General features: G+C 63.8%; 21 protein-coding genes. 16 read left to right on the plus strand and 5 right to left on the minus strand.

Annotated elements, in window-relative coordinates:
• Nucleotides 1–72 precede the first annotated feature (72 nt).
• The 11 genes from IB272_RS18735 to IB272_RS18785 all read left to right on the plus strand — a co-directional run bounded on the left by IB272_RS18735 (nt 73) and on the right by IB272_RS18785 (nt 14,107).
• The gene (locus IB272_RS18735; protein WP_112986007.1) at nt 73–1,590 is read left to right on the plus strand and encodes an aldehyde dehydrogenase (NADP(+)); all 1,518 of its coding nucleotides are present in this window, start codon (nt 73–75) and stop codon (nt 1,588–1,590) included.
• A 223-nt stretch (nt 1,591–1,813) separates the two neighbouring features.
• Nucleotides 1,814–2,620 (plus strand): transporter substrate-binding domain-containing protein, encoded by an 807-nt coding sequence (locus IB272_RS18740; RefSeq protein WP_034798420.1) that lies wholly within the window; start codon nt 1,814–1,816, stop codon nt 2,618–2,620.
• A 71-nt stretch (nt 2,621–2,691) separates the two neighbouring features.
• Nucleotides 2,692–3,357 carry an amino acid ABC transporter permease gene (locus IB272_RS18745; RefSeq protein WP_034798417.1) on the plus strand — a complete coding sequence of 222 codons (666 nt, stop codon included), beginning with the start codon at nt 2,692–2,694 and terminating at the stop codon, nt 3,355–3,357.
• Nucleotides 3,358–3,370: 13 nt separating this feature from the next.
• Nucleotides 3,371–4,021: an amino acid ABC transporter permease gene (locus IB272_RS18750; RefSeq protein WP_060521882.1), complete on the plus strand. Its 651-nt coding sequence runs from the start codon at nt 3,371–3,373 to the stop codon at nt 4,019–4,021.
• Nucleotides 4,014–4,736: an amino acid ABC transporter ATP-binding protein gene (locus IB272_RS18755; RefSeq protein ID WP_034798411.1), complete on the plus strand. Its 723-nt coding sequence runs from the start codon at nt 4,014–4,016 to the stop codon at nt 4,734–4,736. The genes IB272_RS18750 and IB272_RS18755 overlap by 8 nt, the downstream gene beginning before the upstream one ends.
• A 7-nt stretch (nt 4,737–4,743) precedes the next feature.
• Nucleotides 4,744–5,991, plus strand: coding sequence for an FAD-binding oxidoreductase (locus IB272_RS18760; RefSeq protein ID WP_192444642.1), 1,248 nt, complete (start codon nt 4,744–4,746; stop codon nt 5,989–5,991).
• A 13-nt stretch (nt 5,992–6,004) separates the two neighbouring features.
• A complete protein-coding gene (locus IB272_RS18765; RefSeq protein ID WP_060521880.1) occupies nt 6,005–7,006 on the plus strand; it encodes a 4-hydroxyproline epimerase in 1,002 nt (333 codons plus the stop codon).
• On the plus strand, nt 7,003–8,694 hold the full coding sequence (locus IB272_RS18770; RefSeq protein WP_192444644.1) for an aconitase X: 1,692 nt from the start codon (nt 7,003–7,005) through the stop codon (nt 8,692–8,694). Before IB272_RS18765 ends, IB272_RS18770 begins: the two co-directional genes overlap by 4 nt.
• A gap of 555 nt (nt 8,695–9,249) precedes the next feature.
• Nucleotides 9,250–11,199 (plus strand): PrkA family serine protein kinase, encoded by a 1,950-nt coding sequence (locus IB272_RS18775; RefSeq protein ID WP_034798403.1) that lies wholly within the window; start codon nt 9,250–9,252, stop codon nt 11,197–11,199.
• A 25-nt stretch (nt 11,200–11,224) separates the two neighbouring features.
• A complete protein-coding gene (locus IB272_RS18780) occupies nt 11,225–12,547 on the plus strand; it encodes a YeaH/YhbH family protein (protein WP_060584813.1) in 1,323 nt (440 codons plus the stop codon).
• A gap of 12 nt (nt 12,548–12,559) precedes the next feature.
• The gene (locus IB272_RS18785; RefSeq protein WP_034798401.1) at nt 12,560–14,107 is read left to right on the plus strand and encodes a SpoVR family protein; all 1,548 of its coding nucleotides are present in this window, start codon (nt 12,560–12,562) and stop codon (nt 14,105–14,107) included.
• Between the two features lie 132 nt (nt 14,108–14,239).
• Here IB272_RS18785 and IB272_RS18790 read toward each other — a convergent pair whose 3' ends face one another.
• Nucleotides 14,240–15,157 carry a LysR family transcriptional regulator gene (locus IB272_RS18790; protein ID WP_051659435.1) on the minus strand — a complete coding sequence of 306 codons (918 nt, stop codon included), beginning with the start codon at nt 15,155–15,157 and terminating at the stop codon, nt 14,240–14,242.
• A gap of 322 nt (nt 15,158–15,479) precedes the next feature.
• Here IB272_RS18790 and IB272_RS18795 point away from each other — a divergent pair, with 322 nt between their 5' ends.
• Both IB272_RS18795 and IB272_RS18800 read left to right on the plus strand, forming a co-directional pair.
• Nucleotides 15,480–17,936 carry a penicillin-binding protein 1A gene (locus IB272_RS18795; protein WP_192444646.1) on the plus strand — a complete coding sequence of 819 codons (2,457 nt, stop codon included), beginning with the start codon at nt 15,480–15,482 and terminating at the stop codon, nt 17,934–17,936.
• A 1-nt stretch (nt 17,937) separates the two neighbouring features.
• A complete protein-coding gene (locus IB272_RS18800) occupies nt 17,938–19,674 on the plus strand; it encodes a penicillin-binding protein 2 (RefSeq protein WP_192444647.1) in 1,737 nt (578 codons plus the stop codon).
• A gap of 52 nt (nt 19,675–19,726) precedes the next feature.
• On the opposite strand, the gene IB272_RS18805 is transcribed toward IB272_RS18800, so the two are convergent.
• Nucleotides 19,727–20,413, minus strand: a complete 687-nt coding sequence (locus tag IB272_RS18805; protein WP_034798399.1) for a TetR/AcrR family transcriptional regulator — start codon at nt 20,411–20,413, stop codon at nt 19,727–19,729.
• Between the two features lie 144 nt (nt 20,414–20,557).
• Here IB272_RS18805 and IB272_RS18810 point away from each other — a divergent pair, with 144 nt between their 5' ends.
• Genes IB272_RS18810 through IB272_RS18820 form a run of 3 tightly spaced genes read left to right on the plus strand, consistent with a single transcriptional unit; the run spans nt 20,558 to nt 23,536 of the window.
• A complete protein-coding gene (locus IB272_RS18810; protein WP_034798492.1) occupies nt 20,558–21,568 on the plus strand; it encodes an efflux RND transporter periplasmic adaptor subunit in 1,011 nt (336 codons plus the stop codon).
• A gap of 7 nt (nt 21,569–21,575) precedes the next feature.
• Entirely contained in the window at nt 21,576–22,817 is a 1,242-nt protein-coding gene (locus IB272_RS18815; protein WP_034798398.1) for an ABC transporter permease, read from the plus strand.
• Nucleotides 22,814–23,536, plus strand: coding sequence for an ABC transporter ATP-binding protein (locus IB272_RS18820; protein ID WP_060521876.1), 723 nt, complete (start codon nt 22,814–22,816; stop codon nt 23,534–23,536). The genes IB272_RS18815 and IB272_RS18820 overlap by 4 nt, the downstream gene beginning before the upstream one ends.
• Before the next feature lie 11 nt (nt 23,537–23,547).
• Here the strand turns inward: IB272_RS18820 and IB272_RS18825 are convergent, their stop codons facing one another.
• From IB272_RS18825 to IB272_RS18835, 3 genes are all read right to left on the minus strand, one after another.
• Nucleotides 23,548–25,596 carry a calcium-binding protein gene (locus tag IB272_RS18825; protein WP_192444649.1) on the minus strand — a complete coding sequence of 683 codons (2,049 nt, stop codon included), beginning with the start codon at nt 25,594–25,596 and terminating at the stop codon, nt 23,548–23,550.
• A 311-nt stretch (nt 25,597–25,907) separates the two neighbouring features.
• Nucleotides 25,908–26,303, minus strand: coding sequence for a cupin domain-containing protein (locus tag IB272_RS18830; RefSeq protein WP_034798394.1), 396 nt, complete (start codon nt 26,301–26,303; stop codon nt 25,908–25,910).
• Nucleotides 26,304–26,486: 183 nt separating this feature from the next.
• A complete protein-coding gene (locus IB272_RS18835) occupies nt 26,487–26,891 on the minus strand; it encodes a DUF1236 domain-containing protein (protein WP_060584803.1) in 405 nt (134 codons plus the stop codon).
• Nucleotides 26,892–26,927 lie beyond the last annotated feature (36 nt).

Consider the following 26,927-nt stretch of genomic DNA (forward strand, 5'->3'; position numbering starts at 1 on the left):
CGACAAGTGCAATTCAGCCATGATCCCCTCTGCTAGAAAAGGCAATCCGGGATCGAACGAAAGGATCGGCAGATGGCCTTCACCCCCAAAGGAAAACACCTTGTCGCCGGCGAATGGCTCGACGGCGCGGGCACCTTCGCATCGGCACCCGCCCACGGTCCGGTCCATCAGTTCGCCACCGGCACCGTGGAACTGGTCAACCGCGCGGCTGAAGCCGCCGAAGAAGCCTTCCTGAGCTATGGCTATTCGACCCGGACCGAGCGCGCCGCCTTCCTGCGCGCCATCGCCGACGAGATCGAGGCACGCGCGGAGGCCATTACCGAGATCGGCACCCAGGAAACCGGCCTGCCGGAAGCGCGCCTGCAGGGCGAACGCGGCCGCACCACCGGCCAGCTCCGTCTCTTTGCCGACCACATCGAAAAGGGTGAATATCTCGACCGCCGTTTCGATGCGGCCCTGCCCGAGCGTCAGCCAGCGCCGCGCCCGGAAATCCGCCTTATCCAGCGCCCGATCGGCCCGGTCGCAGTCTTCGGCGCCTCGAACTTCCCGCTGGCCTTCTCGACCGCCGGCGGCGACACGGCTGCCGCCCTTGCTGCCGGCTGCCCCGTGGTCGTCAAGGGCCACTCGGCCCATCCGGGCACCGGTGAGATCGTTGCGCAGGCCGTCGAGGCCGCGATCCGCAAGACCGGCGTTCACCCGGGCGTCTTCTCGCTGATCCAAGGCGGCAACCGCCAGGTCGGCGAAGCGCTTGTCCAGCATCCGCTGATCAAGGCCGTCGGCTTCACCGGTTCGCTCGCCGGTGGCCGCGCGCTCTTCAATCTCTGCGCCGCACGTCCGGAGCCGATCCCGTTCTTCGGCGAGCTCGGCTCGGTCAACCCGATGTTCCTGCTGCCGGAAGCACTGAAGGCACGCGCCGAGACACTCGGCCAGGGTTGGGCCGGTTCGCTGACCATGGGTGCCGGCCAGTTCTGCACCAACCCCGGCATCGCCGTGGTTGTCGAAGGTGCTGACGCCGATCGCTTCACCACGGCCGCCGTCGAAGCGCTCGGCAAGGTCGCGCCGCAGACGATGCTGACCGACGGCATTGCCAAGGCCTATCACGAGGGCCAGGCGCGCTTTGAAAGCCGCAACACCGTGAAGCCGCTGCTGACGACCGAATCGTCCGGCCGCTCGGTCTCGCCGAACCTGTTCGAAACGACCGGCGACCAGTTCCTGGCCGACCATGCGCTCGGCGAAGAGGTGTTCGGTCCGCTCGGCCTCGTCGTTCGCGTCGGTTCGACCTCTGAAATGGAACAGCTTGCCCGCGGCTTCGAGGGGCAGCTGACCACCACCATCCACATGGATGCGACCGATCTCGAGACCGCCCGTCGTCTGCGCCCGATCCTTGAGCGCAAGGCCGGCCGCGTCCTCGTCAACGGCTTCCCGACCGGCGTCGAGGTGGTGGATTCGATGGTGCATGGCGGACCCTATCCGGCCTCGACCAACTTCGGCGCAACCAGCGTCGGTACCCTGTCGATCCGCCGTTTCCTGCGCCCGGTTGCCTACCAGAACATGCCGGAAGGCCTGCTGCCCGAGGACTTCCAGGGCTAAGGCACTCACCGACAGCTGCGGGTGCCTGCCGCCCGCAGCCGCAAGACACGACAGATCGCTGCGCAGGCATCCGATTTGACGAAACAAATGGGATGCCTGCGCGCGTTCTGCGTTATGAACTTATACTTTTTGTATACTAATTGTATTTTTCTATTGATTTGTGCTGTCTAAAACGGAATAGTGCCTCAGCCGTCAAACGGCACTCATTTCAGGGAGAGAGAAAATGAAGACTTCGGTGCTCGCGCTCGGCCTCGTTGCGGCCGCTGCTCTGACCAGCCAGGCCCATGCCGACAAGCTGGATGACGTCATCGGCTCGGGTACGCTGCGTTGCGCAGTCGTGCTCGACTTCCCGCCGATGGGTTCTCGCGACGAGAACAACAACCCGATCGGTTTTGACGTCGACTACTGCAACGACCTCGCAAAGGCACTCGGCGTCACCGCCGAAATCGTCGAGACCCCGTTCCCGGAGCGCATTCCCGCCCTGATGTCGGGCCGCGTCGACGTCGGCGTTGCCTCGACCTCCGACACGCTTGAGCGCGCCAAGACCGTCGGCATGACGATCCCCTACTTCGCCTTCGAAATGGCCGTCACTGCCAACGAGAAGTCGGGCGTCAAGTCCTTCGAAGACATGAAGGGCAAGGTTGTCGGCGCGACCGCCGGCACGTTCGAAGCGATCGCTCTCGAAAAGCAGGTCAAGGAATGGGGCGCCGGTGAGTTCCGTCCGTACCAGACCCAGGCAGACGTCTTCCTCGCGCTCAGCCAGGGCCAGATCGACGCTACGGTTTCGACCTCGACCGTCGCCCAGGCCAACGTGAAGGGCGGCAAGTTCGCCGGCATCTCCGTCGTTGGCAAGGCTCCGTTCGACACCGACTACGTCGCGCTCTTCACCAACCGCGAAGAATACGGCTTCATCAACTTCCTCAACCTCTTCATCAACCAGCAGGTCCGCACCGGCCGCTACGCTGAACTTTACGAAAAGTGGGTCGGCGGCGAACTTCCGGACCTTACGGCTAAGGGCGTTTACCGCTAATATGCCGTTTATCTGGCGGCGCGAAGTTTAGCTTCGCGCCGCTATTCGTTTCCGAAGAGGTGAGACGAAACATGTTCAGCTATACCTTTCATTGGAACCAGGCGCTGAAAGCCCTGCCACAGATGCTCGACGGAGCGCTGGTCACCCTGCAGGTGGCTCTGCTCTCGATGGTCATCGGCCTGGCACTGGCGCTCGCGCTGACGGCTTGCCGCCTGTCGGGCAATCGCATCCTCGGTGGTTTTGCCACCGCCTGGGTCGAAATCGCCCGCAACACGCCGGCGCTGTTCCAGATCTACATGGCCCATTTCGGCCTCGGCAATTTCGGTATCCACCTGAGCCCCTATACGGCGCTGCTCGCGGGGATCGCCTTCAACAATGCCGGTTATCTCGCGGAAAACTTCCGCGGCGCCCTCAAGGCCATTCCCGATACCCAGGCGCGGGCCGGCCGCTCGCTCGGCATGACCCCGGTGCAGGCCTTCCGCTACATCGTGCTGCCGCAGATGCTGCGCATCGCCTTCCTGCCCGTCACCAACCAGATGGTCTGGGCGATCCTGATGACCTCGCTTGGCGTTACCGTCGGCATGAACACCGACCTTGCCGGCATCACCCAGGAACTGAACGCCCGTTCGTTCCGCACCTTCGAATTCTTCGCGATCGCGGCGATCATCTACTACCTGATCGCCAAGGCCGTGACGCTGGGCGCGCGCCTGCTCGCCGCGCGCATGTTCCGCTACTAAGGAGAGGTGAGAGATGTTCAATACCGCCCTCACCCTCGCTGATCTCGGCTTCCTGCTGCAGGGCGCCTTGATGACGCTCGCGGTCACCGCCGTCTCGGTTACCGCCGGCACCGTGCTCGGCATCATCTTCGGCGTCGTGCGCAACCAGGTCGGCCCCTATTGGGCCTCCCCGCTCACCTTCGTGCTCGACATCTTCCGTTCGGTGCCGCTGCTGATCCAGCTGGTTCTTGCCAATGCCTTCCAGGCGATCGCCAAGCTCGGCTGGGCACCGTTCACGACCTCCTGCGTGGTGCTGTCGCTCTATACGGCCGCCTATTGCACCGAGATCGTTCGTGGCGGCATCTCTTCCGTGCCACCGACGACGCGCCGCGCCGCCCGCTCGCTCGGCATGACCTGGTGGCAGGACATGCGCTACATCGTGGCGCCGCTTGCGACCCGCGTTTCGCTGCCGTCCTGGATCGGCCTGACGCTCGGCGTCATGAAGGACTCCGCACTCGTCCTCTGGCTCGGCCTGATCGAACTCTTGCGCGCCTCGCAGGTGCTCGTCACCCGCCTGCAGGAACCGCTGCTGATCCTTCTGATCTGCGGCGCCATCTACTTCCTTATCAGCTTCCCGATCGCCCGGCTCGGCGGTTACCTTGAAAAACGGTGGTCCAATGATTGAGATCCAGAACGTTCGCAAATCCTTCGGCTCGCTGGAGGTTCTCAAAGGCATCGACCTCACCGTCAACAAGGGCGAGGTGCTGACCATCATTGGCGGCTCCGGTTCCGGCAAGTCGACCCTGCTGACCTGCATCAACGGTCTCGAGCCGATCGATGCCGGCCGCATCCTCGTCGACGGCACCGAGGTCCACGCGAAATCAACAAACCTCAACAAGCTGCGCAGCAAGCTCGGCATCGTCTTCCAGCAGTTCAATGCTTTCCCGCACCTGACCGTGCTTGAAAACGTCATGCTGGCGCCGCGCAAGGTGCTCGGCCTCTCCAAGGAAAAGGCCGAGGAGAACGCCGTCAAGCAGCTCACGCACGTCGGCCTCGGCGAGAAGCTCGGCGTCTATCCAACCCGCATGTCGGGCGGCCAGCAGCAGCGCATGGCGATCGCCCGCGCACTCGCAATGTCGCCGGAATACATGCTGTTTGACGAAGTGACCTCGGCGCTCGATCCGCAGCTCGTCGGCGAAGTGCTCGACACGCTGCGCATGCTGGCCTCCGAGGGCATGACGATGATTTGCGTCACCCATGAAATGAAGTTTGCCCGCGAAGTTTCCGACCGCGTCGCCTTCTTCCACAAGGGCGTGATGGCGGAAATCGCCGCACCGGAAGCGCTCTTCGGCGCGCCGAAGGATCCGGAACTCCAAAAGTTCCTCGCAGCGACGCACTGAGCCGATCATGAAGGATGCAGTTCAGCCTGACGTCATCGTCATCGGCGCCGGCGTTGTCGGCCTTTCTGCGGCGATCGCCGCCCAGGTACGGGGACTTTCCGTCACCGTGCTCGACCGGGAAGGCCCGGCAGCAGGTGCCTCGGCGGGCAATGCCGGGGCCTTCGCCTTCACCGACATCCTGCCGCTCGCGTCACCCGGCATCCTGAAGAAGGCGCCGAAGTGGCTGCTCGACCCGCTTGGGCCCTTGAGCGTGCCACCGGCCTATGCGGCACAGATCGCGCCGTGGATGTTCCGCTTCTGGCGCGCCTGCTCGGCAAGCCGCGTGGCCCATTCGACGACCGCCCAGACGGCGATGATGGACCTCTCCAAGGCTGAGCTCGAGCCTTTCCTCGCCGAAACCGGCACCCTGCCGATGCTGCGCAAGGAAGGCAATCTGCAGGTCTATGAAAGCGAAGCCGAGCTGAAGGCCTCTCTTCCCGGCTGGACCGCGCGAGCCGAACACGGCATCGAGTTCCGACACATGGGCGCGGCCGAGATGGCCGAGATCCAGCCTGGTCTCGCATCGCGCTTCACCCATGGCACCTTTACCCCCGGCTGGTATTCCATCGCCGATCCCAAGCTCTACACGCTGGCGCTGGCAGACCATTTCCGCGCCAAGGGAGGTGTGATCGAGCGTGCCGAAGTTACGGCACTGAAGTCGATCGAAGGTGGCGTCGAACTGACGGCCGACGGCAAGACGCGGCGGGCAGAACAGGTCGTGCTTTCAGCCGGCGCGTTCTCGCACCAGGTCGCCCGTACGCTCGGCGAGCGTATCCCGCTCGAAACCGAGCGCGGCTACAACACCACGCTGCCGCAGGATGCCTTCGATCTGCGCACCCAGGTAACCTTCGGCGGACACGGCTTCGTCGTCACCAGGCTTTCGACCGGTATCCGCGTCGGCGGCGCCGTCGAACTCGGCGGGCTGAAGCTGCCGCCGAACTTCCGCCGCTCGGAAGCCATGCTGAAGAAGGCGCAAGCCTTCCTGCCGGGCTTCAAGAGCGAGGGCGGCGTGCAATGGATGGGCTTCCGCCCATCGCTGCCCGACAGCCTTCCGGCGATCGGCCGCGCCCGCGCCACCGGCCGCGTCGTCTACGCCTTCGGCCACGGCCATCTCGGTCTCACGCAATCGGCCGGCACCGCACGGCTCGTGGCCGACCTGCTCACCGGCCGGCGGCCGGCGATCGATATCAGCTCCTTCTCGCCCCAACGTTTCTGACAGAGTTTAGACCATGGCCAACCACACCTTCTCCTGCATCGACGGCCACACCTGCGGCAATCCGGTCCGCCTCGTTTCCGGCGGCGGGCCACGACTCGAAGGCGCTAACATGCTGGAGAAGCGGGCCCATTTCCTGCGCGAGTTCGACTGGATCCGCACTGGCCTGATGTTCGAGCCGCGCGGCCACGACATGATGTCGGGCTCGATCCTCTATCCGCCGACCCGGGCCGACTGCGATGTCGCCGTGCTCTTCATCGAAACGTCGGGCTGCCTGCCAATGTGCGGCCATGGCACGATCGGCACCATCACCATGGCGATCGAAAACGGCCTGATCACGCCGCGTGAACCGGGCAAGCTTTCAATCGACGCGCCGGCCGGCAAGGTCGACATCACCTATCGCCAGGAAGGCCGCTTCGTCGAAGAAGTGCGCCTCACCAACGTTCCGGGCTTCCTCTACGCCGAGGGGCTGACGGCTGAAGTCGAGGGTCTTGGCGAGATCGTCGTCGACGTCGCCTATGGCGGCAACTTCTACGCCATCGTCGAACCGCAGAAGAATTTTCGCGACATGGCCGACCATACGGCCGGCGAACTTGTCGGCTGGAGCCCGAAGCTCCGCGCGGCGCTCAACGCCAAATACGAGTTCGTGCATCCGGAGCACCCGGAAATCAAGGGCCTCAGCCACATCCAGTGGACCGGCAAGCCAACACAGGCAGAAGCGCATGCGCGCAACGCCGTCTTTTACGGCGAAAAGGCGATCGACCGCTCGCCCTGCGGCACCGGCACGTCGGCGCGCATGGCCCAGCTTGCCGCCAAGGGCAAGCTCAAGGTCGGTGACGAGTTCGTGCATGAATCGATCATCGGTTCGCTGTTCAAGGGCCGTGTCGAGGCAGCGACCAAGGTCGCCGACCGCGACGCCATCATCCCGTCGATTGCCGGCTGGGCCCGCATGACCGGCATCAACACGATCTTCATCGATGACCGCGACCCCTTTGCTCATGGATTTGTCGTAAAATGAACCAATCGATCTCCGCCCGCAGCATTCTTTCCGGCTCCGCCGATGGCCCCATCATCGACACGGAGGAGGCGCTGAGCTTCTGGGGCGGGGTCGATCCGGCAACGGGTCGGGTGATCGACGTGCACCATCCGCTGCACGGCCTCTGTCTGACCGACGGCATCCTGATGATGCCGTCGAGCCGCGGCTCCTGCACCGGTTCGGGCGTGCTGCTCGACATGGCGCTGACCGGCCGTGCGCCGGCGGCCCTGGTCTTCTCGGAAGCGGAAGACGTGCTGACGCTCGGCGCGCTGATCGCGGCCGAAATGTTCGGAAAATCCCTGCCGGTGCTTCGGCTTTCGCGCGACGCCTTCAAGGCGCTGGCGCAGGCAAAGACCGCGCGCATCAGCGATACGGCAATCGAAGCCGATGGCCTGACAATTCCGGTCGCTCCGCCGGCAATGACGGCGCTTGATCTCACCGACGACGATCGCGCCATGCTCGACGGTCGTGACGGCATCGCCGTGCAACAGGCGATGCGCATCATCGCGGCGATGGCGGCGCAGCAGGGTGCGGAAAAGCTCATCGACGTGGTCCAGGGCCATATCGACGGCTGCATCTATGCGAGCCCGGCAAACCTCACCTTCGCCGAGAAGATGGCGGACATGGGGGCCAAGGTTCGCGTGCCGACGACGATGAATGCGATCTCGGTCGACCGTGCCAACTGGCAGGCGCAGGGCGTGCCGGAGAGCTTCGGCGATCCGGCAGCAAGGCTTGCCGACGCCTATGTGCGCATGGGCTGCCGCCCGACCTTCACCTGCTCGCCCTATCTGCTCGACAGCGCGCCGAAATCCGGCGAAGCCATCGCCTGGGCGGAATCGAACGCCGTCATATTCGCCAATACGGTGCTCGGCGCGCGCACGGCCAAACACCCGGACTTTCTCGATCTCTGCATTGCGCTCACCGGTCGTGCACCGCTCTCGGGCGTCTATCTCGACGCGCCGCGCAAGGCGACGCGCGTCATCGACGTGGAACTGCCTGAGGATATCGACGATGCCTTCTGGCCGCTGATCGGTTATCTCGCCGGCAAGGCAGCACCCGACCGCATCCCGCTTTTGCGCGGTCTTGCATCGGCAAAGCCCTCGCGCGACGACCTCAAGGCGCTTTGCGCCGCCTTCGGCACCACGTCCGCATCCCCGATGCTGCATGTGGAGGGCGTGACCCCGGAAGCGGAAGGTGCCGCCGCCAAGGATGCCGACCACACGACGATCACGCGCGCCGACATGGCCGCGGCCTGGTCGCTCCTGAACGACGGTCCGGCGGAGGTCGAGCTTGTCGCCATCGGCAGCCCGCATGCGTCGCTCGAGGAATGCCGCGCGCTGGCCACAGCCTTCGACGGCCGCAAGCGCGATAGCAACGTCGCCGTGATCGTCACCGCCGGGCGAGACGCGATAGCCGCAGCGCGGGACGAAGGTCTGCTTGCCCGCCTTGAGGAGAGCGGCATCCAGGTCCTGCCGGATCTTTGCTGGTGCTCGATCTCCGAACCGGTCTTTCCGACCAAGACCCGGGCGCTGATGACCAATTCCGGGAAATACGCCCATTACGGTCCCGGTCTTTCCGGCCGCGCCGTGCGCTTCAGCAACCTCGCCGACTGCGTCGAGGCAGCGCTCACCGGCCGCGTTCCGGCGCGCCTGCCAGCCTGGCTGGCCTAAAGGCTCGTTCCCTGGCTCAGGCGCCGCTGTGCGGCGGCGCTATCGAGGCGCCGAGCTCGTCGCCTCCCGACCCCAACTGATCGGCGTGGGGCTCGATGAATCCCTGACGCCGCCTCAAGCGGTGGAACGCACCTAAGGCGAGACGCAGGGCCTATCGGCCGGCCGCCGTCGAAGACAACTTATCTTTGGTTGCAGCGCCGGGCATCGGCCATGTCGAGACAGCGACCATGCGCGACGCGGTTCTGGCCCTTCTTTTCCACCACCTCGGCGGACCCGGCGGCGGCTGACGCAACCGAACGTGGCGCTCGCACAGAAAACGCCTGGGCGCATGCGGCGCCAATCGCGCACGCCGGCGCTCAACGCCTTATGACCACCGCTTCGATCAGGTTTTCGTGATGCCACAGTCACGATTTTTCATTCATTGAAACAACCCCTTCGAGAATCACGAGAAAGCGAGTACTCTGAAGGAACATTGCGCATGGGACGCCGTTTATTCGAATGAGCGAGCCGATAAGCAGCGATCCCCGTCTCAGCCAGCGGCCGCGGGAGAGCATGATGCAAAAGAGCGAATGCGACGTCTTTGATCTCTTCTCGGAGATCTATACAAGTGCAGCGCAAGAAGAAATCAGTCTTCAGGAATACCTTCTGGCATGTCGCGACGACAAAAGTATGTATGCCACCGCACAGGAGCGGATGGTTACAGCCATAGGTAATCCAACCCTCATCGATACCAGCGCGGACGAACGTCTCGGCCGCATCTTCTCAAACCGGACCGTCAAGATCTATCCATCCTTCGCCGACTTCTACGGCATGGAAGATACGATCGAGCGCATCGTCGGCTACTTCCGCTATGCCGCGCAGGGGCTGGAGGAGCGCAAGCAGATCCTCTACCTGCTCGGCCCGGTCGGCGGCGGAAAGTCGTCGCTCGCCGAGCGCCTGAAAAAACTGATGGAACTTCAGCCGATCTACACGCTGGCGGTCGGCGGCAAGGTCAGTCCCGTCTTTGAATCACCGCTTGGCCTCTTCCATCCCGACCGCATGGCCGACCTGCTCGAAGACAAATACGGCATCGGCCGACGCCGTCTGACTGGCCTGATCTCACCCTGGGCTACGAAGCGCCTCGACGAAGTCGATGGCGACATCTCCAAATTCAGCGTCGTCAAGCTGATGCCGTCGCGGCTGCGCCAGGTGGCTATCGCCAAGACCGAGCCCGGAGACGAGAACAATCAGGACGTTTCCTCGCTGGTCGGCAAGGTCGACATCCGCCAGCTCGAAAACTACAGCCAGGCCGATCCCGATGCCTATTCCTATAGCGGCGGCCTCAACCGCACGACGCAAGGCTTGCTCGAATTCGTCGAGATGTTCAAGGCGCCGATCAAGGTGCTGCATCCGCTTTTGACCGCAACCCAGGAAGGCAACTACAACGGCACCGAAAGCTTCGGAGGCTTCCCCTATCAGGGCATCGTAGTTGCGCACTCGAACGAGTCCGAATGGCTGCAGTTCAAGAACAACAAGAACAACGAGGCCTTCCTCGACCGCATCCTCGTGGTAAAGGTGCCTTACTGCCTGCGCGTCACCGAAGAGCGGCAGATCTACGAGAAGCTGCTGCGCGAAAGCGAACTGACCAAGAGCCCCTGCGCGCCGGAAGTGCTGGAAAGCCTCAGCCGCTTCACCGTCTCCACCCGCCTTGCCCGTCACGAGAATTCGCCGCTCTACACCAAGATGCGGGTCTATGACGGCGAGAACCTGAAGGACACCGATCCCAAGGCGAAGTCCGTTCAGGAATATCGCGACGCCGCCGGCGTCGACGAGGGTATGACCGGCATCAGCACCCGCTTTGCCTTCAAGGTTCTGTCGGAAACCTTCAACTACGACACCAAGGAGGTCGCGGCCGATCCCGTGCACCTCATGTACATTCTGGAACAGGCGATCCGCCGCGAACAGTTCCCGAAGGAGACGGAAGCGAGCTACCTCGACTTCATCAAGTCCGAGCTGGCATCGCGCTATGCCGAATTCATCGGCCACGAAATCCAGAAGGCCTATCTCGAATCCTACAGCGAATACGGCCAGAACCTGTTCGACCGTTACATCGCCTATGCCGACGCCTGGCTCGAAGATCAGGACTTCAAGGACCCGGATACCGGACAAATCCTCAACCGGGAGATCCTCGACAGCGAACTGTCGCAGATCGAAAAGCCGGCCGGCATCGCCAATCCCAAGGACTTCCGCAACGAGGTCGTCAAGTTCACCCTGCGCGCCCGCGCCAAGAACCATGGGCGCAACCCCTCCTGGACGAGCTACGAAAAGCTTCGCGACGTGATCGAGAAGCGCATGTTCGGCCAGGTCGAAGACCTGCTTCCGGTCATCAGCTTCGGCTCGAAGAAGGACAGCGCATCCGAGAAGCAACACGCCGAGTTCGTCCAACGCATGACGGAACGCGGCTATACGGAGCGTCAGGTCCGGCGGCTGGTCGATTGGTATATGCGGGTCAACAAGGCGGGCTGACGATGCCGAAGCAGGGGATTGGTATATGCCGAATTTCATCGACCGGCGGCTCAATCCGAAGGATAAGAGCCTCGGCAATCGACAACGCTTTCTGAAGCGGGCCCGCGAAGAGCTCAAGCGGGTCATCAAGGATCAGGTCAAGTCGGACAGGATCATCGACGTCGACGCCGCGCATGGCGTGCCGATGCCGACTGATGGTGCCAGCGAGCCCACGTTCCAGCCGTCCCGCGGCTCCGGCGAACGCAACTACGTGCTTCCCGGCAACAAGGAGTTTTCGGCAGGCGACCGCCTGCCGAAACCGGAAGCGGGCGGCGGTGGCGGCGGCGGCAAGGGCAAGCCCGGAACCGGCGAAAGCGACGATGATTTCCAGTTCATCCTGTCGCGCGAGGAAGTACTGGACCTCTTTTTCGAGGATCTGGAGCTCCCCGACATGGTCAAGCTCAGCCTCAAGGAAACGGTCACCTTCAAGCCCCGCCGCGCCGGCTTCGCCACGGCGGGAACGCCGACGAACATCAATGTCGGGCGCACGATGCGCAACAGTTTTGGCCGGCGCCTGGCGCTGCACCGGCCGAAGGAGAAGGAATTGACCGCGGTCACCGACGAGATCGCGCAACTGGAAGTGGAACCGGAGCCGACGGCGAAGAGCCGACAGAGGCTCAAGGAACTGCGGGTCGAGCTGGAAAGGATCGAGAAGAAGCGGCGGCGCATCCCTTACGTCGATCCGGTCGACATCCGCTTCAACCGCTTTGAGCAGCAGCCGCTGCCGAACGCCAACGCCGTGATGTTCTGCCTGATGGACGTCTCGGCCTCGATGGGCGAGCGCGAGAAGGACCTCGCCAAACGCTTCTTCGTGCTTCTGCACCTGTTTTTGAAACGGCGCTACGAACGCATCGACATCGTCTTCATCCGCCATACGGACGAGGCGCGCGAAGTCGACGAGGAGACCTTCTTCTACAGCACCCAGAGCGGCGGCACGATCGTATCGACCGCGCTCGAAGAGATGATCAGGATCGTCGAGGACCGCTACCCCTCGCAGATCTGGAACATCTATGCGGCCCAGGCCTCCGACGGCGACAACATCATCGGCGACAGCGAACATTGTGCGGCACTGCTGCGGGAAAAACTCACGAAGCTCTGCCAGTACTATGCCTATGTCGAGATCATCGACGAGCGCGAGACGGAAATCTTCGGCTCGACAGACAACGGCACCGCGCTCTGGCGCGCCTATCGCACGGTGGACGGCGAGAAGTCGAATTTCCAGATGACCCGGATCGCCAAGCCCGCCGACATCTACCCGGTCTTCCGCAGGCTTTTTGCCCGGCAGCCGGCCGCACGCACCCGGAAGTGAGGGGGAGACCGGATGGCACGACGCACGACCTCAGGTCTCCTGTTCCAGGGGTCCGACTGGAATTTTGCGACGCTGTCGCGTGCTTACGACGCGATCGAGCAGGTCGCGCTCGAAGAAATGGGCCTCAGCGTCTACCCGAACCAGCTGGAGATCATCACCTCCGAACAGATGCTCGACGCCTATTCCTCGGTCGGCATGCCGCTCATGTACCAGCACTGGTCCTTCGGCAAGCGCTTTGCCTATGAGGAGCATCACTACCGTAAGGGCCACCGCGGTCTTGCCTATGAGCTGGTGATCAATTCCAATCCCTGCATCACCTATCTCATGGAAGAAAACACCATGGCGATGCAGGCGCTGGTGACCGCGCATGCCGCTTTCGGCCATAACCACTTCTTCAAGAACAACTATCTCTTTCGCCAGTGGACCGATGCCGGCGCGATCCTGAGCTATATGGATTTCGCCAAGAAATACGTGACCAAATGCGAGGAGCGGCACGGCACTGCCGCCGTTGAAGCCATTCTCGATTCCGCCCATGCGCTGATGGACCAGGGCGTCTTCCGCTACCGCCGCCCGCCACGCCTCTCCTCTGAAAAGGTGCGCGAAAGGGCGCGCGAGCGGCTGGAATATGAGGAGCAGACCTATAGCGACCTCTGGCGGACCCTGCCGCAGGTCGCCGAGAGCCGTGATCCGGCCGAGGCCGAGCGCGACGCTTCGGAGCGCAAGAAGGTGCTCAACCTGCCGGAGGAAAACCTGCTCTATTTCCTCGAAAAACACAGCCTGATCCTGGAGCCCTGGCAGCGCGAGCTGCTCAGGATCGTGCGTGTCATCGCGCAATATTTTTCACCGCAGCGCCAGACGAAGGTCATGAATGAGGGCTGCGCCACCTTCGTGCATTACACCATCATCAACCGCCTCTACGACCAGGGCAGGATTGGCGAAGGTCACATGCTGGAACTGTTGCAGAGCCATTCCAACGTCGTGTTCCAGCCGGATTTCAACGACCGGCGCTACCCGGGCATCAACCCCTACGCGCTCGGCTTTGCGATGATGCAGGATATCCAGCGGATTGCCACCGAACCGACGGAGGAAGACCGCGACTGGTTCCCGTCTTTCGCCGGCAACGGCGACTGGATGGAAACGCTGCGTGACGCCTGGGCGAACCATCGCGACGAGTCCTTCATCCTGCAGTATCTGAGCCCGGCGGTGATGCGCAAGTTCCGGCTGTTCCAGCTCTCCGATCGCTCGTCGGATCGTTTCGTCGAGGTTGCCTCGATCCACAACGAGCGCGGCTATTCCGCGGTCCGTTCGGCGCTCGCCAACAGCTACGACGTTGCTGCCAACCAGCCGGACATCCAGGTGATGGACGTCGATCTGCTCGGTGACCGGCAATTGCGGCTGCAGCACAATGTCAAGCACGGTATCCTGCTCGACGAGGGCAGCCGCGACGCGACGATGCGCCATATCCGCCATCTCTGGGGCTATGAGGTGAGCCTCGCCGGCGTCGATGCCCAAAGCGGGCGCACGGTGTACGAGTGCTCGACGGCAAAATCGTCCGAGTGAACGGATAAAAGCCGTGCGTCGTGGCCATCATTAGAATTGGTGGCAGACATTAGAATTATTAGGCCATAAAGACGCACCGCCGCGGGACCCGGTTGAGGCGCAGCTTGCGTTGAACTGCACTGTGGCGGACGTTCAGCCTGCGATAACGTCGGGCGTGGCCGGCAAGGCCGCTGCCTCCTGCTCGGCCGCCGCAGCGAGCCAATCGTGGAAGGCGGTCATCGCCGGCGTGACGGGACGCGATTTCAGCCGCGTCAGCCAGTAGCTTCCCATCGAGGTATGAACGTCGAAGGGCTGGCGCATCGTGCCGTTCGACAGCAGCCGCGAGAACATCAGCGGCGGCGCCAGCGCCACGCCAATCCCCTGGGCCGCTGCCTCCATCATCGCCAGCGAACTATCGAAGACGATGCCCTTGAGCAGGGGCGCCGGATAGGCGATGCCGGCTGCATCGAACCAGGTCACCCACTCGTCGGCCCGATAGGACCGGAGCAGCGTTTCGTCGAGCAGATCGGCCGGCGTCTTCAGCCGCTCGGCGATCTCGGGGATGCAAAGCACGGATAGCGGCGCCTCGAAGAGCCGCGTCGCCTCGATATTGTGCCACGAGCCGCCGCCGAAGCGTATAGCGAAATCCAGCCCCTCGGCCGCCATATCGACGCGGTTGTTGTTGGTGGAGAGGCGAACGTCGACAAAGGGATACTTCGCCTGGAAATCCGCGAGCCGCGGCAGCAGCCAACCGACCGCAAACGTGCCGACGGCGCCGATCATCAGCACTTCGCGAATATGCCCCGCCTCGAAGCGGTCGAGCATGTCCGCCATCCGGTCGAAGCTATCGCGCAGAACCGGCAGCAACGCCTCGCCCTCCGCCGTGATCATCAGTCCGCGCGGCAGCCGCTTGAACAGGGTCACGTTCAGGCGGTTTTCGAGAAGCTTGACCTGATGGCTGACCGCAGCTTGCGTAACGCAGAGCTCGATTGCCGCGCGCGTAAAGCTCAGATGCCGCGCCGAGGCTTCGAAAGCGCGTAGCGCATTGAGCGGAAGATATGGCCTGACCATGAATGCCCTAACTCACCTAATGGGTCTCGCAAATAAACGTGGTTTGTTGCGTAAGCACAATCCCTTTACGGTGAACTTTATCGGCGGTGCGTGCCGTTGCCCGGAAGCCGCCAACTCAGGAAACGCGCGGTCAGCCGCACCGCTTTCGGAGACCTGATCCATGCGCCGTTTCATCTGGCCCTAGCGGCCGCAGGCACCGTCACCGAGCCAACGTCCGCGGACGTAGGCGCACCCCGATACTCCGCTCCGCATGCGCTGCCCGCCCCACGAACACCCGTGTCGGCGACGCTGCCTGCTGCCATGAAGGTCCGCTCTGCCCGTTATGAAGCTCCTCGTAAATCTGCTCGGCACATGCCTCAATCTTACTGTCGTCGTCGCGCTGGCCGCCGCCGCGCTCGTCGCAGCCCTGACGCGACACCTGCCCGATCACCGCACGCTCGCCAACTGGGAGCCGGCGGTGACCAGCCGCCTCTATGCCGCCGACGGCACGATGGTCGCGGAACTCGCGCGGGAACGCCGGCTGTTCCTGCCCATCGCCACCATCCCCGCACGCGTGCGCCAGGCGTTCCTCTCCGCCGAGGACAAGAACTTCTACACCCATCCCGGCATCGATGTTGCGAGCATCGGCACGGCGCTGCTCGCCAATCTCGCCAACTACGGCTCCGGTCGCCGCATGATCGGCGGCTCGACGATCACGCAGCAGATCGCCAAGAATTTCCTGCTGACGTCGGACCGGACTGTCGAGCGCAAGCTGCGCGAGGCGATCCTTTCGCTGCGGATCGACCAGACCTATTCCAAGGACCGCATCCTCGAACTCTATCTCAACGACATCTATCTCGGGCGCGGTGCCTATGGCGTGGCGCAGGCAGCGCTCACCTATTTCGACAAGCCGGTCAGCGAGCTCTCGGTCGCGGAGGCAGCCTTCCTCGCAGCCCTGCCGAAGGCGCCCAACAATTACGACCCGGACCGCCAGGCGGAGCGGGCAACCGGCCGCCGCAACTGGGTGATCGACCAGATGCGGCAGAACGGCGTCATAGACACCGCTGCCGCCGCCAAGGCATCCGCTTCCTCACTCGGCGTCAGGCAACGCCAACAATCGCCCGCGGTCGCCAGTTCCGACTATTTCACCGAGGACGTCCGCCGCCAGCTCAACGCCCGATACGGCGAGGCCGCCCTTTATACGGCCGGCTTTTCCGTGCGCACGACGCTCGATCCGCGATTGCAGGCCGCCGCCATGACGGCGTTGCGCAAAGGCCTCGTCGCCTATGACCAGGCAAAGGGCTACCGCGGCCCCGTCGCCAGGCTCCCTTCGACCGGAAACTGGGTGCCGGCGCTTGCCAGGCTCCAGCCGCTCGCCGACGTGCTGGAATGGCGGCTCGGCGTGGTGCTGGCGACCGACAAGGATGGAGCAGAGATCGGGCTAAGGCCGACGGTCGCGGCACGAAGCGGTGCTCTTGGCACCAACGAGACGATCCGCCTTGGCCGGGCGGGCATGGCCTGGGCGCTCTGCCGCTCGGCCAAGGCAAAGCGGGGCTGCGCCGCGGGACCCGACGGGGCTCTGGCGCCCGGCGACGTCGTCTATGTGGAAAAGGCGGGCGACGGCTACTTGCTCCGGCAGCCGCCGCTCGTGCAGGGCGCGCTCGTTTCCATGGACCCGAACACCGGCCGGGTGCTGGCGGTCGCCGGTGGTTTTTCCTATGCCCAGTCGGAATTCAACCGCGCAACCCAGGCCTATCGCCAGCCGGGCTCGTCGTTCAAGCCCTTCGTCTATGCCGCGGCCCTCGACAACGGCTATGCGCCGACGACGTTGGTGATGGATGCGCCGATCGCCCTTGCCGATGGCGCCGGGCGAGTGTGGAAACCGAAGAACTACGACGGTCGCTTCAGCGGTCCATCGACGCTGCGCGTCGGGCTCGAAAACAGCCGCAACCTGATGACCGTGCGCCTTGCCCGCCATCTCGGCATGGATCTGGTCGCCGACTACGGCAAGCGCTTCGGCATCTATGACGAGCTGAAGCCTTACCTGCCGATGTCGCTCGGCGCCGGCGAAACGACGCTGCTCAGGCTGGTCTCGGCCTATGCGGTCATCGCCAATGGCGGCAAGGCCGTCACGCCTTCGATGGTCGATCGCGTCCAGGATCGTTACGGCCGCACGATCTTTCGCCACGACCAGCGCAAGTGCGACGCTTGCAACGCCTCCGACTGGACCGGCCAGGAAGAGCCCATGCCCGTGGACGACCGCGACTACGTGCTCGATCCGATGACCGCCTATCAGGTCACTTCGATGCTGCGCGGCGTTGTCGAACGTGGCACCGCTCGAAATGTCGGCTCGCTCGGCGTACCGATCGCCGGAAAGACCGGCACCACCAATGACGAGAAAGACGTCTGGTTCGTCGGCTACACGCCCGATATCGTCACCGGTGTCTTCCTCGGCTACGACACGCCGAAGCCCATGGGCTACGGCGAAACCGGCGGCGGCCTCGCCGCACCCATTTTCATCGATTTCATGAAGGTGGCTCTTGCGGGGCGGGCCGCGGCCGATTTCCACGCGCCAACAGGCATGATGGTCGAGGCGATCGACCGGAAGAGCGGCCAAGCGGTCCCGGCGGGCACGCCGGGTGCCATTCTCGAATCCTTCAAGCCGGGCACTGCCCCTTGCGCCGGCGGCTGCCCGGTCATCGACGGCTTCGAGACGGCGAGCACATCGGCCACGGCCGATGCGGACCTTACGCCCGAACAGCGGGCGAAGCTTCTTACCAACAGCAACGGACTTTATTGAGATGGCACGCAAGGCTCAGCTCAGGCCGGATCCCCGCGGCCGCCTTCTCCTCGTCATCGGCGCCTTCGCGCTCGTCTTCGGCCTCATGCTCGCGCGTCTCGTCCAGCTCGGCGCCGCCGACTACGAGCGCACCGGCTACATACCGCCGCCGCCGTCGCTCGGCCGTCCCTCGATCCTTGACCGCAACGGCAATCTGCTGGCGATCGACGTGCCGAGTTCCGGGCTCTACGCCGAGCCTCGACTGATCGTCGATGTGGACGAAGCAGTCGAGAAGCTGACCGAGATTTTCCCTGATCTCGACGGGCGCGACCTCTATCGTCGGCTGAAGAGCGGTGCGGCGTTTGCCTGGATCAAGCGGCAGGTGACGCCGGCCGAAGAGCAGGCCGTCTGGAACGCCGGCCTTCCAGCGATCGGCTTCCAGCGCGAGAAACAGCGCTTCTATCCCAACGGCACGCTTGCCGCCCACGTGCTCGGCGCGGTCGATATCGACAATATTGGCATCGCCGGCATCGAGCGCTGGATCGAAGGCCAGGGGCTGGAGGTGCTGCGTCAGAGCGGCATGGATCTCTCCCATCGCAACCTCGAGCCGGTGAGCACGACGCTCGATATCCGCATCCAGCATGCGCTCGAGGTCGAGTTGCGCAAGGCGATCGCCAAGTTCAGCGCCAAGGCCGGCGCCGGCCTGGTGCTCGACGTCACCAATGGCGAGATCCTGGCGCTCGTTTCTTACCCGGATTTCGACCCGAACCTGCCGGTGGACGCGCTGAAGCCCGACCGTATCAACCGCATCGCCGCCGCCACCTTCGAGATGGGCTCGACCTTCAAGGCACTGACGACGGCCATGGCGCTCGATTCCGGCCAGTTCACGCTCCGCTCCGTCATCGACGCCAGCAAGCCGCTCGCCTTCGGCCGCTTCCGCATCAACGACTACCGCGGCCAGCATCGACCACTGACGGTGCCGGAGGCCTTCATCTATTCGTCAAACATCTCGATGGCGAAAATGGCGATATCCGTCGGCCCGGAGAACCTGCGGGCATTCCTGACGCGCTTCGGGCAGATGTCGCGGCTGACGACGGAACTGCCCGAAAGCGCCCACCCCCAATTGCCGCGACGCTGGGGCGAGATCGACACGGCGACCGCCTCCTACGGCCACGGCATCGCCGTGACGCCGCTGCAGGCAAGCATCGCGGTGGCGGCGCTCGTCAACGGTGGGCGCCTTATAAGGCCAACCCTGATCAAGGGTGCGGCGCTCGACGAACGCATCATCGCGCGCAATCTGATCAAGCCGGAGACCGGCGAGGCGCTGCGCTATCTGCTGCGGCTCAACGCCAAGACCGGCTCGGCAAAGAAGGCGGAGGTCAAAGGCTATTTCATCGGTGGCAAGACCGGCACCGCCGAAAAGGTGGTCAGCGGGCGCTACTCGAAGGAGCTGAACATCACATCCTTCATGGGCGTCGTTCCCGTCGACAATCCGCGCTATCTGCTTCTCACTTTGCTCGACGAGCCCAAGGGTCTGAAGGAGACCTATGGCTTCCGCACCTCCGGCTGGAATGCAGCACCGCTGGGCGGCGCGGTTTTCGAACGGATCTTGCCGATGCTTGCGCTCATGCCCGATTTCGAAATCGCAGACGTCAGCTTCCCCGAGATCAGCAGCCAGGGCGCCTTTGGCTCCCAGCTCTTTCCGTCTCCGACGAACACAGGCGAGCGCAACAGCGGCGCGATCGACGGAGCGCTTTGATCCCTGCCGCCGCGGCAGGCAATGACGCGCGAGCCGGCAACCGAACCGTCGGCTATGCTTCAAGGAAAGCGCGGGAGAAACCCGGTTCGGTCACTTCGATCGTTCCATCCGGGAGCTTCAGAAAGCGCTCGATGGCGGTGCCGTAGGTTCGCATCCAGCCGTCGAGCATCGCAGCCGCGCCGTCGAGGTCGCCGGCCTCCTGTCGCTGCAAGGCCTTGTGCATCACTTTGGCGACACTCAGCCGCAGTTGCAGCAACATCAGGGCGGAAGCTTCCGGATCGGGCGCATCGAGCGTTCCGTCCGCGTGCCCACGCCGCAGCATTTCGGCGACCAGCGGCAGGCTGACGGCCATCAGCGCCTCGTCGATACGATGATAGAGCGCGACATTTTCGGGCTTGAAGAGGGCGTTGAAGCTGTTCTTCAGCTGCGGCGCCATGTCGAGCTTCAGCCGCCGCGAGCCGGCGAAAAGCGCATTCAGCTGGCCGACTGCATCGAGCGACGGATCTTCGAAAAGCGGCTGCAATTCCTTCAGGTTCCGCTCAGCCAGGCGGGTCGCGACCGCCTCCAGCAAGGCCTCCTTCGAGACGAAATAGTGGTAGAAGGCGCCCTTGGATAGATTGGCCTCGCGGATGACGTCGTTGACCGTCGTATTCTCATAGCCGTGCAGAAAGAACAAGCGCTCGGCGCAATCGATCAACTCGTTCGATCGGACTTCCGGCGATTTCTTCGTTCTGACCATGAGCGCTCCCAGGACGGCGGCTTAGCACGGGTTTGCGGCGCGGTCCACGACGCTCCTGAAGGTCGAGGAAATCGGCAGCCTTGAAACAAACCGACCGTCGGTCTATTTATACAGAACGGATTGGAAGCGTTCAAGGAGCGTCTCGTGCGGCTCACTCGTTATGCAATCGGAGCGGCCGTTGTCGTTGCCGTCGGTGCGGCAAGCGCCTGGTATTTTCTTCGCCCGGTTCCCGTCTCCGTCATTTCGCCGAAACGCGGCGATGCGGCGGAGATCATCTATGCGGATGGCGTGGTGGAGCCGCGCACCTGGGCGAAAGTCACCCCGACGGTCGCCGAGCGCATCGTCGAGCAGTGCAATTGCGAGGGACAGCGTGTCGCCAAGGGTGACGTGCTCGCCCGCCTCGACGACACCGAGGCACGGGCGGCGCTTGGCGAACTACAGGCGCGGCTGACGCTGGCGCAGGAGGAATATCGGCGCAAGCTGGCGCTCGCCGAACGCAGCACGATCAGCGAACAGGAAGTCGACCGGGCGCGCAGCGAACTCGGCCAGCTCGAAGCGCTCGTCGCCGGCCGCCAGGCGCGGCTCGCGACCTATGTGCTGCGCGCACCGAGCGCCGGCCAGGTACTCAGGCAGGACGGCGAGATCGGCGAGGTCGCGGATCTCGGCACGGTGCTCTTCTGGGTCGGAGAGCCGAAACCGCTGATCGTCACCGCCGACGTCAACGAAGAGGATATCCCGCGCGTCGAAGTCGGCCAGAAGGCGCTGCTCCGATCGGATGCCTTCCCCGACCGCAAGCTGGAAGCGACGGTCGACAGCATCACGCCCAAGGGTGATCCGGTAACGAAGACCTATCGCGTGCGCTTTCGGCTGCCCGACGACACGCCGCTTCGGATCGGCATGTCGACCGACGTCAACATCATCGTGCGGGTCGCCAATGGCGCCTTGATCATCCCGACCGTGGCGCTGGAAGGAGCGAAGGCCGCCGTGATCGACGGCAATCGCGCACGGATCCGAGAACTGAAAACGGGCATCCGCGGCGCCGACGGCGTCGAAGTCCTCTCCGGCCTCAAAGACGACGCGCGCGTCGTCTCGCCCTTCCCGACCGGTCTTGCCGATGGCACGCGGGTGAAGGCCACCCCTTCGCCGGAGAAATGAGCCCGCCATGCGCCTCATCCTCGACATCGCACTGACGCACATCACCGGCCGAGGCCGACAGACGATCGTCGCGATGCTGGGCGTGGCGGTCGGCGTCGGCTTCTCCATCGCCATGGCAGCGCTGATGCAGGGCGGCCAGGACGACTTCGTTCGCCAGCTCGTCGACACGATGCCCCATGTGCAGGTGACCGACGAGCAACGCACGGCGCGCCGCCAGCCGGCGGAAGACCTGTTTAGTGCCGCGGCCATTTCCGGCCTCAGGCCACGCGACGACCGCCGCGGCATCATCAACCCAACGGCAGCGCTCTCCTGGCTCGACGGCTGGATCCCCGGCCGCTTTGCAGCCACCCTCAGGGCGCAGGGCGTCCTTCGCTATTCCGGTCAGGAGGTCGGCGCCGCCGTCATCGGCATCGATCCGCAGGCGGAGCCGCGGGTCTCGCCGATCATCGGAGATTTCAGGGCGGGCAGCTTCGCCGCCCTTGCCGCCGGCGGCAACAATGTGGTGATCGGCGATACCATGGCCTCCCGGCTCGGTGCCAAGATCGGCGACACGATCACCGCCGTCTCTTCGGAAGGGCTCAGCCGCCGCTTCAAGATCGTCGGCCTCTTCCACACCGGCACGACGGCGCGCGACGAGGGCGAGGCCTATGTGCTGCAGAAAAACGCCCAAATCCTCTCAGCCCGGCCCAACGCGATCAACGTGATCAACATCAAGCTCGACGATCCGAACGCCGCCCCGACCGTCGCCCGGCGTATCGAGGCGGAACTCGGCTACAAGGCGATCGCCTGGCAGGAGGCCAACGAGTCGATCCTCGAGGCGCTCGTCGTGCGCAACGTCATCATGTACACGGTCGTCGCTGCGATCATGCTGGTCGCCGGCTTCGGTATCTTCAACATCATCTCGACGATCACGCACGAGAAGGCGCGCGACATCGCCATCATGAAATCGCTCGGCTTCACCGAGACCGACATGCGCATCCTCTTCGTGCTCGAAGGCGTGGCGATCGCGACAGTCGGCACGCTTGTCGGCTGGGCGTTCGGCTTGGCAATGATCTATGGCCTTTCGCTCGTCCGCTTCGAGCTCGCCGCCACCGGCCAGGAGATGACCCGGCTACCGATCGCCTGGAGCATGTTGCACTATCTGATCGCCGCCGCTTTCGCGCTCGGATCGGCAGCGGTTGCCGGCTACCTGCCGGCGCGGCGCGCGGCCCGGGCAAATCCCGTCGATATCATCCGGGGCGCGACATGAGCACGCTGATCGAAACCAAGGATTTGACGCGGATCCTCAGGGAGACCGTACCTGTCACGCTGGTGAAGGACATATCGCTCACCATCGGCGAGCGGGAATTCGTCGCTGTCACCGGCCCCTCCGGTTCCGGCAAGTCGTCGCTCCTCTATCTGCTCGGCCTGCTCGACCGGCCGACGGGTGGCACGCTTATGATCCGCGGTCGCGACACGGAGCGAATGGACGAGAACGAACGGGCAGCCACGCGGCTCGCCAATATCGGATTCGTCTTCCAGTTCCACTTCCTGTTGCCCGAATTTACCGCCCGCGAGAACGTCGAAATTCCCATGCGCAAGCTCGGCCGCCTCGGCCGGAGCGAGATGCGTGGGAAGGCAAGCGAGCTGCTTGCGGCACTCGGGCTTGCCGATCACCTCGACAAGCGGCCCGATCAGCTCTCGGGCGGCCAGCGCCAGCGCGTGGCGGTCGCCCGTGCACTCGCCAACGACCCGCCGCTGATCCTCGCCGACGAACCGACCGGCAGTCTCGACAGCACGAGCTCCGAGCAGGTCTTCAGGATCCTGGAAACGCTGGTGCGCGAAGAGGGCAAGACCGTGGTCGCGGTCACTCATGACCTGGATATGGCCGCGCGCATGGACCGGCGCCTTCATCTCATCGATGGGCACCTGACCACGGAGACGATCAATGCCGCGCGCCAAGACGAAGGCGCAGCTCCGGAGGCCTGACGAACGAGGCCTCAGCCGAAGACGAGATCGCTTTCGGAGAGAACCGAGAGCGAGCTATCCTCGATCAGAATGCCTTCGGTTTCCGAGCCATTGAAGGAGACGAACACGCCATCGGCCGTGTCGCGCGCTGCGGCAAGGAAATCCGCATAGCTGTGAATACCCGTTGTGTCCTGGGCCTCGTCGGAAAAGGCGATGCGGTCACCCTGCCGGCCATCGAAATCGAGAATGCGATCGAGGCCCACCTCGCCGGAGGTTTCCGACGACCAGTAAAAGGTGTCCGCGCCGCGGCCACCCGTCAGCACATCACTGCCGTTACCGCCGCTCAATAGGTCGTTCTCGGACCCTCCATCGAGGAAATCCGCCCCGTCGCCGCCGAAGAGCTGGTCGTTTTCCGACGCGCCCGTCAGCTTGTCATCCCCGCCGCGCCCCTCGAGGATATCGTTGCCGCTCGAGGCGTAAAAAGTGTCGTTGTCGTCGCCGCCGCGCAGTACGTCGTCGTAGCCCCCGCTCGAAACGTTGAAATATTCGATACCGGTGAACGTCAGGCCGGTATGGGTGACACCCCGTGCCGCGTCGAAGTCCATCGCCTCCGGCAGGCCGCCATAGTTGAGGTTCAGGAGGTCCCGGCCTTCACCGCCATCGACCTCGCCGACGTAGCGGGCATTGATCGTGTCGTTGCCCGCGCCGCCGCGCAGGATCGACGCAACACCGAGGCTGCCACCGCCGGGGAAGGTGTCCTGCAGCCAGTCGTCTCCGGCGCCGCCATCGAGCACGTCGCTGCCGCCGGTATTGGCTAGCGTGTCCATTCCGTCGCCGCCATAGGCCACATCGTCACCGGCGCCCGTGACGATCGAGTCGTTTCCGGCACCCCCGTGAATGTAATCATTGCCGTCTTCGCCATAGAGCGCATCCCCTCCGGCGCCGCCCTCGAGGTGATCGTTTCCAGCGCCGGCCTCGACCACGAGATAGGTCAGATCGCCGGCGATCACCCGATCGTTGCCGCTGCCGAGCATGAGGCTCGCCTCCTCGATGCCGCTAATGACGGTGCCGGTCGAGGCCCCTCCGGCGGAGAAGTCGACCGTCAGGTCGCTCGTGCGCTGCGTTTCCTTGATCCATAACCAGTCCTGGCCCGCCCCACCGTCGATTTCTGCCGAATACAGCGTCGAGGTGATCTGATCGCGGCCGTCACCGCCAAACAGGCGATTGGCGCCGAGCCCGTCGATGATCGTATCGTCGCCGACACCCGCGTCGACGAAGTCGTTGCCGCCGCCGGTCTGGATGACATCGGAAAGCGTACTCCCCAGGATCCGGTCGTTGCCGCTTCCCGTCGTCACTTCGATCTTTTCGATGCCGTCATAGGTGACGAAGATATGGCGCTCGCCCGATGTCTGATGACCGATGATGCCGTGGCCGTTTTGCAGGTTGAAGACGACGGGGGCTTTGGCGGCGACGAGATCGATAGCCAGCGTATCGGTGCCGCTGCCGCCGGAGACGGTGCTGCCGGTACCGATGAGAACGAAGCGGTCGTTGCCGGCGCCGCCATTGAGACGATCGTGACCGCCGCTGTTGGTTATGAGATCGTTTCCGCCACCGGCGTAGACGACATCGTTGCCGGCGCCCGTCGAGATGTTGTCGCCTGAGGCGGTGCCGGCGATCCGGTCGTCGCCGCTGCCGGCAAGCACCCGCAACCACTCGATATCGTGGAAGAAGACGTGGCGCCCGGCGAGCGCAGGATCTCCGACATAACCGTGGCCGGACCCGCCGTTGAACACCATGCGCTCGGAGGTTTGTGAGAAATCGACCACGAGACCATCATAGCCGGCCCCTCCGGTGACCGCACCGCCGGTCCCGTTCAGTACGATCTGGTCGTCGTCGGCACCGCCGTCGAGCCGATCGTAGCCGCTCGAGCTTATCAGGGTATCGCGCCCGCCGCCGCCGCTGACGAAATCATCGCCAGCGCCGCCGTCGATCGTGTCGGCGCCGAAAAGCCCCCAGATGCGGTCGCTTTCCGCGGTACCCTTCAAAACGTCGTTCCCATAGGAACCTACGATCCTCGCCATGCGATCACTCCCCTTCAAACAATTTTCAAGAATACTTTGCCACGGAAATATCGACACTCCTATGCGGACTGTATTTATATAAACTCGTAAAGCAATACCGAATAAATACTCGAAATACTGGCAATATAATTCGAGATTTATATTAGTTGTTTCGCGCGTATATTTTCATCCTCGGCGCCGTGCGTCCCTCGGCGTGAGAAACACGCGTGCGAGCTTTTCGGGAAAGAAGGCCACGAGCCTCGATAGCCGGTCGCTGCCGGACACGACGGCTTTGCCCGAAGTTCGGGTGGTGGCTTATGGGAGGTGCCGACCTATCCCTGCACCGGCGCGGCTGCCCAGCGCCTGGTCGCTTCCGCTGCATCGTCAAAGCTTGCCTCGAAGGCTGCGGATGCGAGCACAGCGCGAATGTGGAGCGTTTCGCCGCCGACATTTGCAAACCCGTGCCGACGCAATTTCGGCACGATCAGCGATTGATTGCTGGTGAGGATGAAACGTTCGTCGTCGATCCACATTTCCGCCTGCCCCGCCACCACCGTCAGCACCTCTTCGACGGGATGGCTATGGGTGGGCGCGCCGGCCCCGGGCGCGATCCATTGTTCGAACAGGCACAATCCGGAAGCGCCATTGAGCGCGGAGATGAGCATGCGGGTCTCAACCCCCGGGCGCCACATCTCGATCGGCCAGTCTTCATGCGCGACAGCTCCCATGACGTGCTCCCCGCCGATGAAATCCGGCCAGCAGTTTATCAGGTTGAACCAATCGACACGACCGATCCCGCTGAGCGCTCAAGGGCATTTGATGCCTCGCCTTATCGATAGCTGGGCAAAAGGAAGGGGCGGCGCGGAACGCCACCCCTCCCTGAGAGACTACAGTATGAAGACCGCCTACGGTCAGTTGATGACTTGGACCACCGTTCTCGACTGCGGCTCGACGATCACGCGGTGGTCATTTACGACCGCATAGGCGTAGCGCGGATTATCGGGTACGGGCGTCAGGACGACGGCTTGCGGGATGGGTTTACCGATCACGACCTGCTCCTGCACGACGACCGAAGGCGGTGCGGGCTGCTGTTCGACATAGGTGATGACTTCCGGCGGCGGCGGCGTCAGCGCTCCGCCGAGCGCGCCACCCACCACGGCACCCACACCGGCACCGATCGGCCCGCCGACGACGGCACCCGCGGTTGCGCCGCCAACGATGCCTGCGGCCGTGCCGGCTTTCTGGTTGGCATCCTCAGCAAATGCGGATCCTGCCATCAAAGAAACAACAGCCGCGGCGATTATAAGCTTCTTCATGATCTAATCCTTTCGTTTGATCACCACATCAACGAA

Source organism: Ensifer sp. ENS08 (assembly GCF_014852195.1).
In the GTDB taxonomy this organism is placed as follows: domain Bacteria; phylum Pseudomonadota; class Alphaproteobacteria; order Rhizobiales; family Rhizobiaceae; genus Ensifer; species Ensifer adhaerens.

What these genes read in the sequence shown, in the direction of transcription:
- IB272_RS18735 (WP_112986007.1), top strand. Translation starts at nt 73, where the DNA reads ATGGCCTTCACCCCCAAAGGAAAACACCTTGTCGCCGGCGAATGGCTC.
- IB272_RS18740 (WP_034798420.1), top strand. Translation starts at nt 1,814, where the DNA reads ATGAAGACTTCGGTGCTCGCGCTCGGCCTCGTTGCGGCCGCTGCTCTG.
- IB272_RS18745 (WP_034798417.1), top strand. Translation starts at nt 2,692, where the DNA reads ATGTTCAGCTATACCTTTCATTGGAACCAGGCGCTGAAAGCCCTGCCA.
- IB272_RS18750 (WP_060521882.1), top strand. Translation starts at nt 3,371, where the DNA reads ATGTTCAATACCGCCCTCACCCTCGCTGATCTCGGCTTCCTGCTGCAG.
- IB272_RS18755 (WP_034798411.1), top strand. Translation starts at nt 4,014, where the DNA reads ATGATTGAGATCCAGAACGTTCGCAAATCCTTCGGCTCGCTGGAGGTT.
- IB272_RS18760 (WP_192444642.1), top strand. Translation starts at nt 4,744, where the DNA reads ATGAAGGATGCAGTTCAGCCTGACGTCATCGTCATCGGCGCCGGCGTT.
- IB272_RS18765 (WP_060521880.1), top strand. Translation starts at nt 6,005, where the DNA reads ATGGCCAACCACACCTTCTCCTGCATCGACGGCCACACCTGCGGCAAT.
- IB272_RS18770 (WP_192444644.1), top strand. Translation starts at nt 7,003, where the DNA reads ATGAACCAATCGATCTCCGCCCGCAGCATTCTTTCCGGCTCCGCCGAT.
- IB272_RS18775 (WP_034798403.1), top strand. Translation starts at nt 9,250, where the DNA reads ATGCAAAAGAGCGAATGCGACGTCTTTGATCTCTTCTCGGAGATCTAT.
- IB272_RS18780 (WP_060584813.1), top strand. Translation starts at nt 11,225, where the DNA reads ATGCCGAATTTCATCGACCGGCGGCTCAATCCGAAGGATAAGAGCCTC.
- IB272_RS18785 (WP_034798401.1), top strand. Translation starts at nt 12,560, where the DNA reads ATGGCACGACGCACGACCTCAGGTCTCCTGTTCCAGGGGTCCGACTGG.
- IB272_RS18790 (WP_051659435.1), bottom strand. Translation starts at nt 15,157, where the DNA reads ATGGTCAGGCCATATCTTCCGCTCAATGCGCTACGCGCTTTCGAAGCC.
- IB272_RS18795 (WP_192444646.1), top strand. Translation starts at nt 15,480, where the DNA reads ATGAAGCTCCTCGTAAATCTGCTCGGCACATGCCTCAATCTTACTGTC.
- IB272_RS18800 (WP_192444647.1), top strand. Translation starts at nt 17,938, where the DNA reads ATGGCACGCAAGGCTCAGCTCAGGCCGGATCCCCGCGGCCGCCTTCTC.
- IB272_RS18805 (WP_034798399.1), bottom strand. Translation starts at nt 20,413, where the DNA reads ATGGTCAGAACGAAGAAATCGCCGGAAGTCCGATCGAACGAGTTGATC.
- IB272_RS18815 (WP_034798398.1), top strand. Translation starts at nt 21,576, where the DNA reads ATGCGCCTCATCCTCGACATCGCACTGACGCACATCACCGGCCGAGGC.
- IB272_RS18820 (WP_060521876.1), top strand. Translation starts at nt 22,814, where the DNA reads ATGAGCACGCTGATCGAAACCAAGGATTTGACGCGGATCCTCAGGGAG.
- IB272_RS18825 (WP_192444649.1), bottom strand. Translation starts at nt 25,596, where the DNA reads ATGGCGAGGATCGTAGGTTCCTATGGGAACGACGTTTTGAAGGGTACC.
- IB272_RS18830 (WP_034798394.1), bottom strand. Translation starts at nt 26,303, where the DNA reads ATGGGAGCTGTCGCGCATGAAGACTGGCCGATCGAGATGTGGCGCCCG.
- IB272_RS18835 (WP_060584803.1), bottom strand. Translation starts at nt 26,891, where the DNA reads ATGAAGAAGCTTATAATCGCCGCGGCTGTTGTTTCTTTGATGGCAGGA.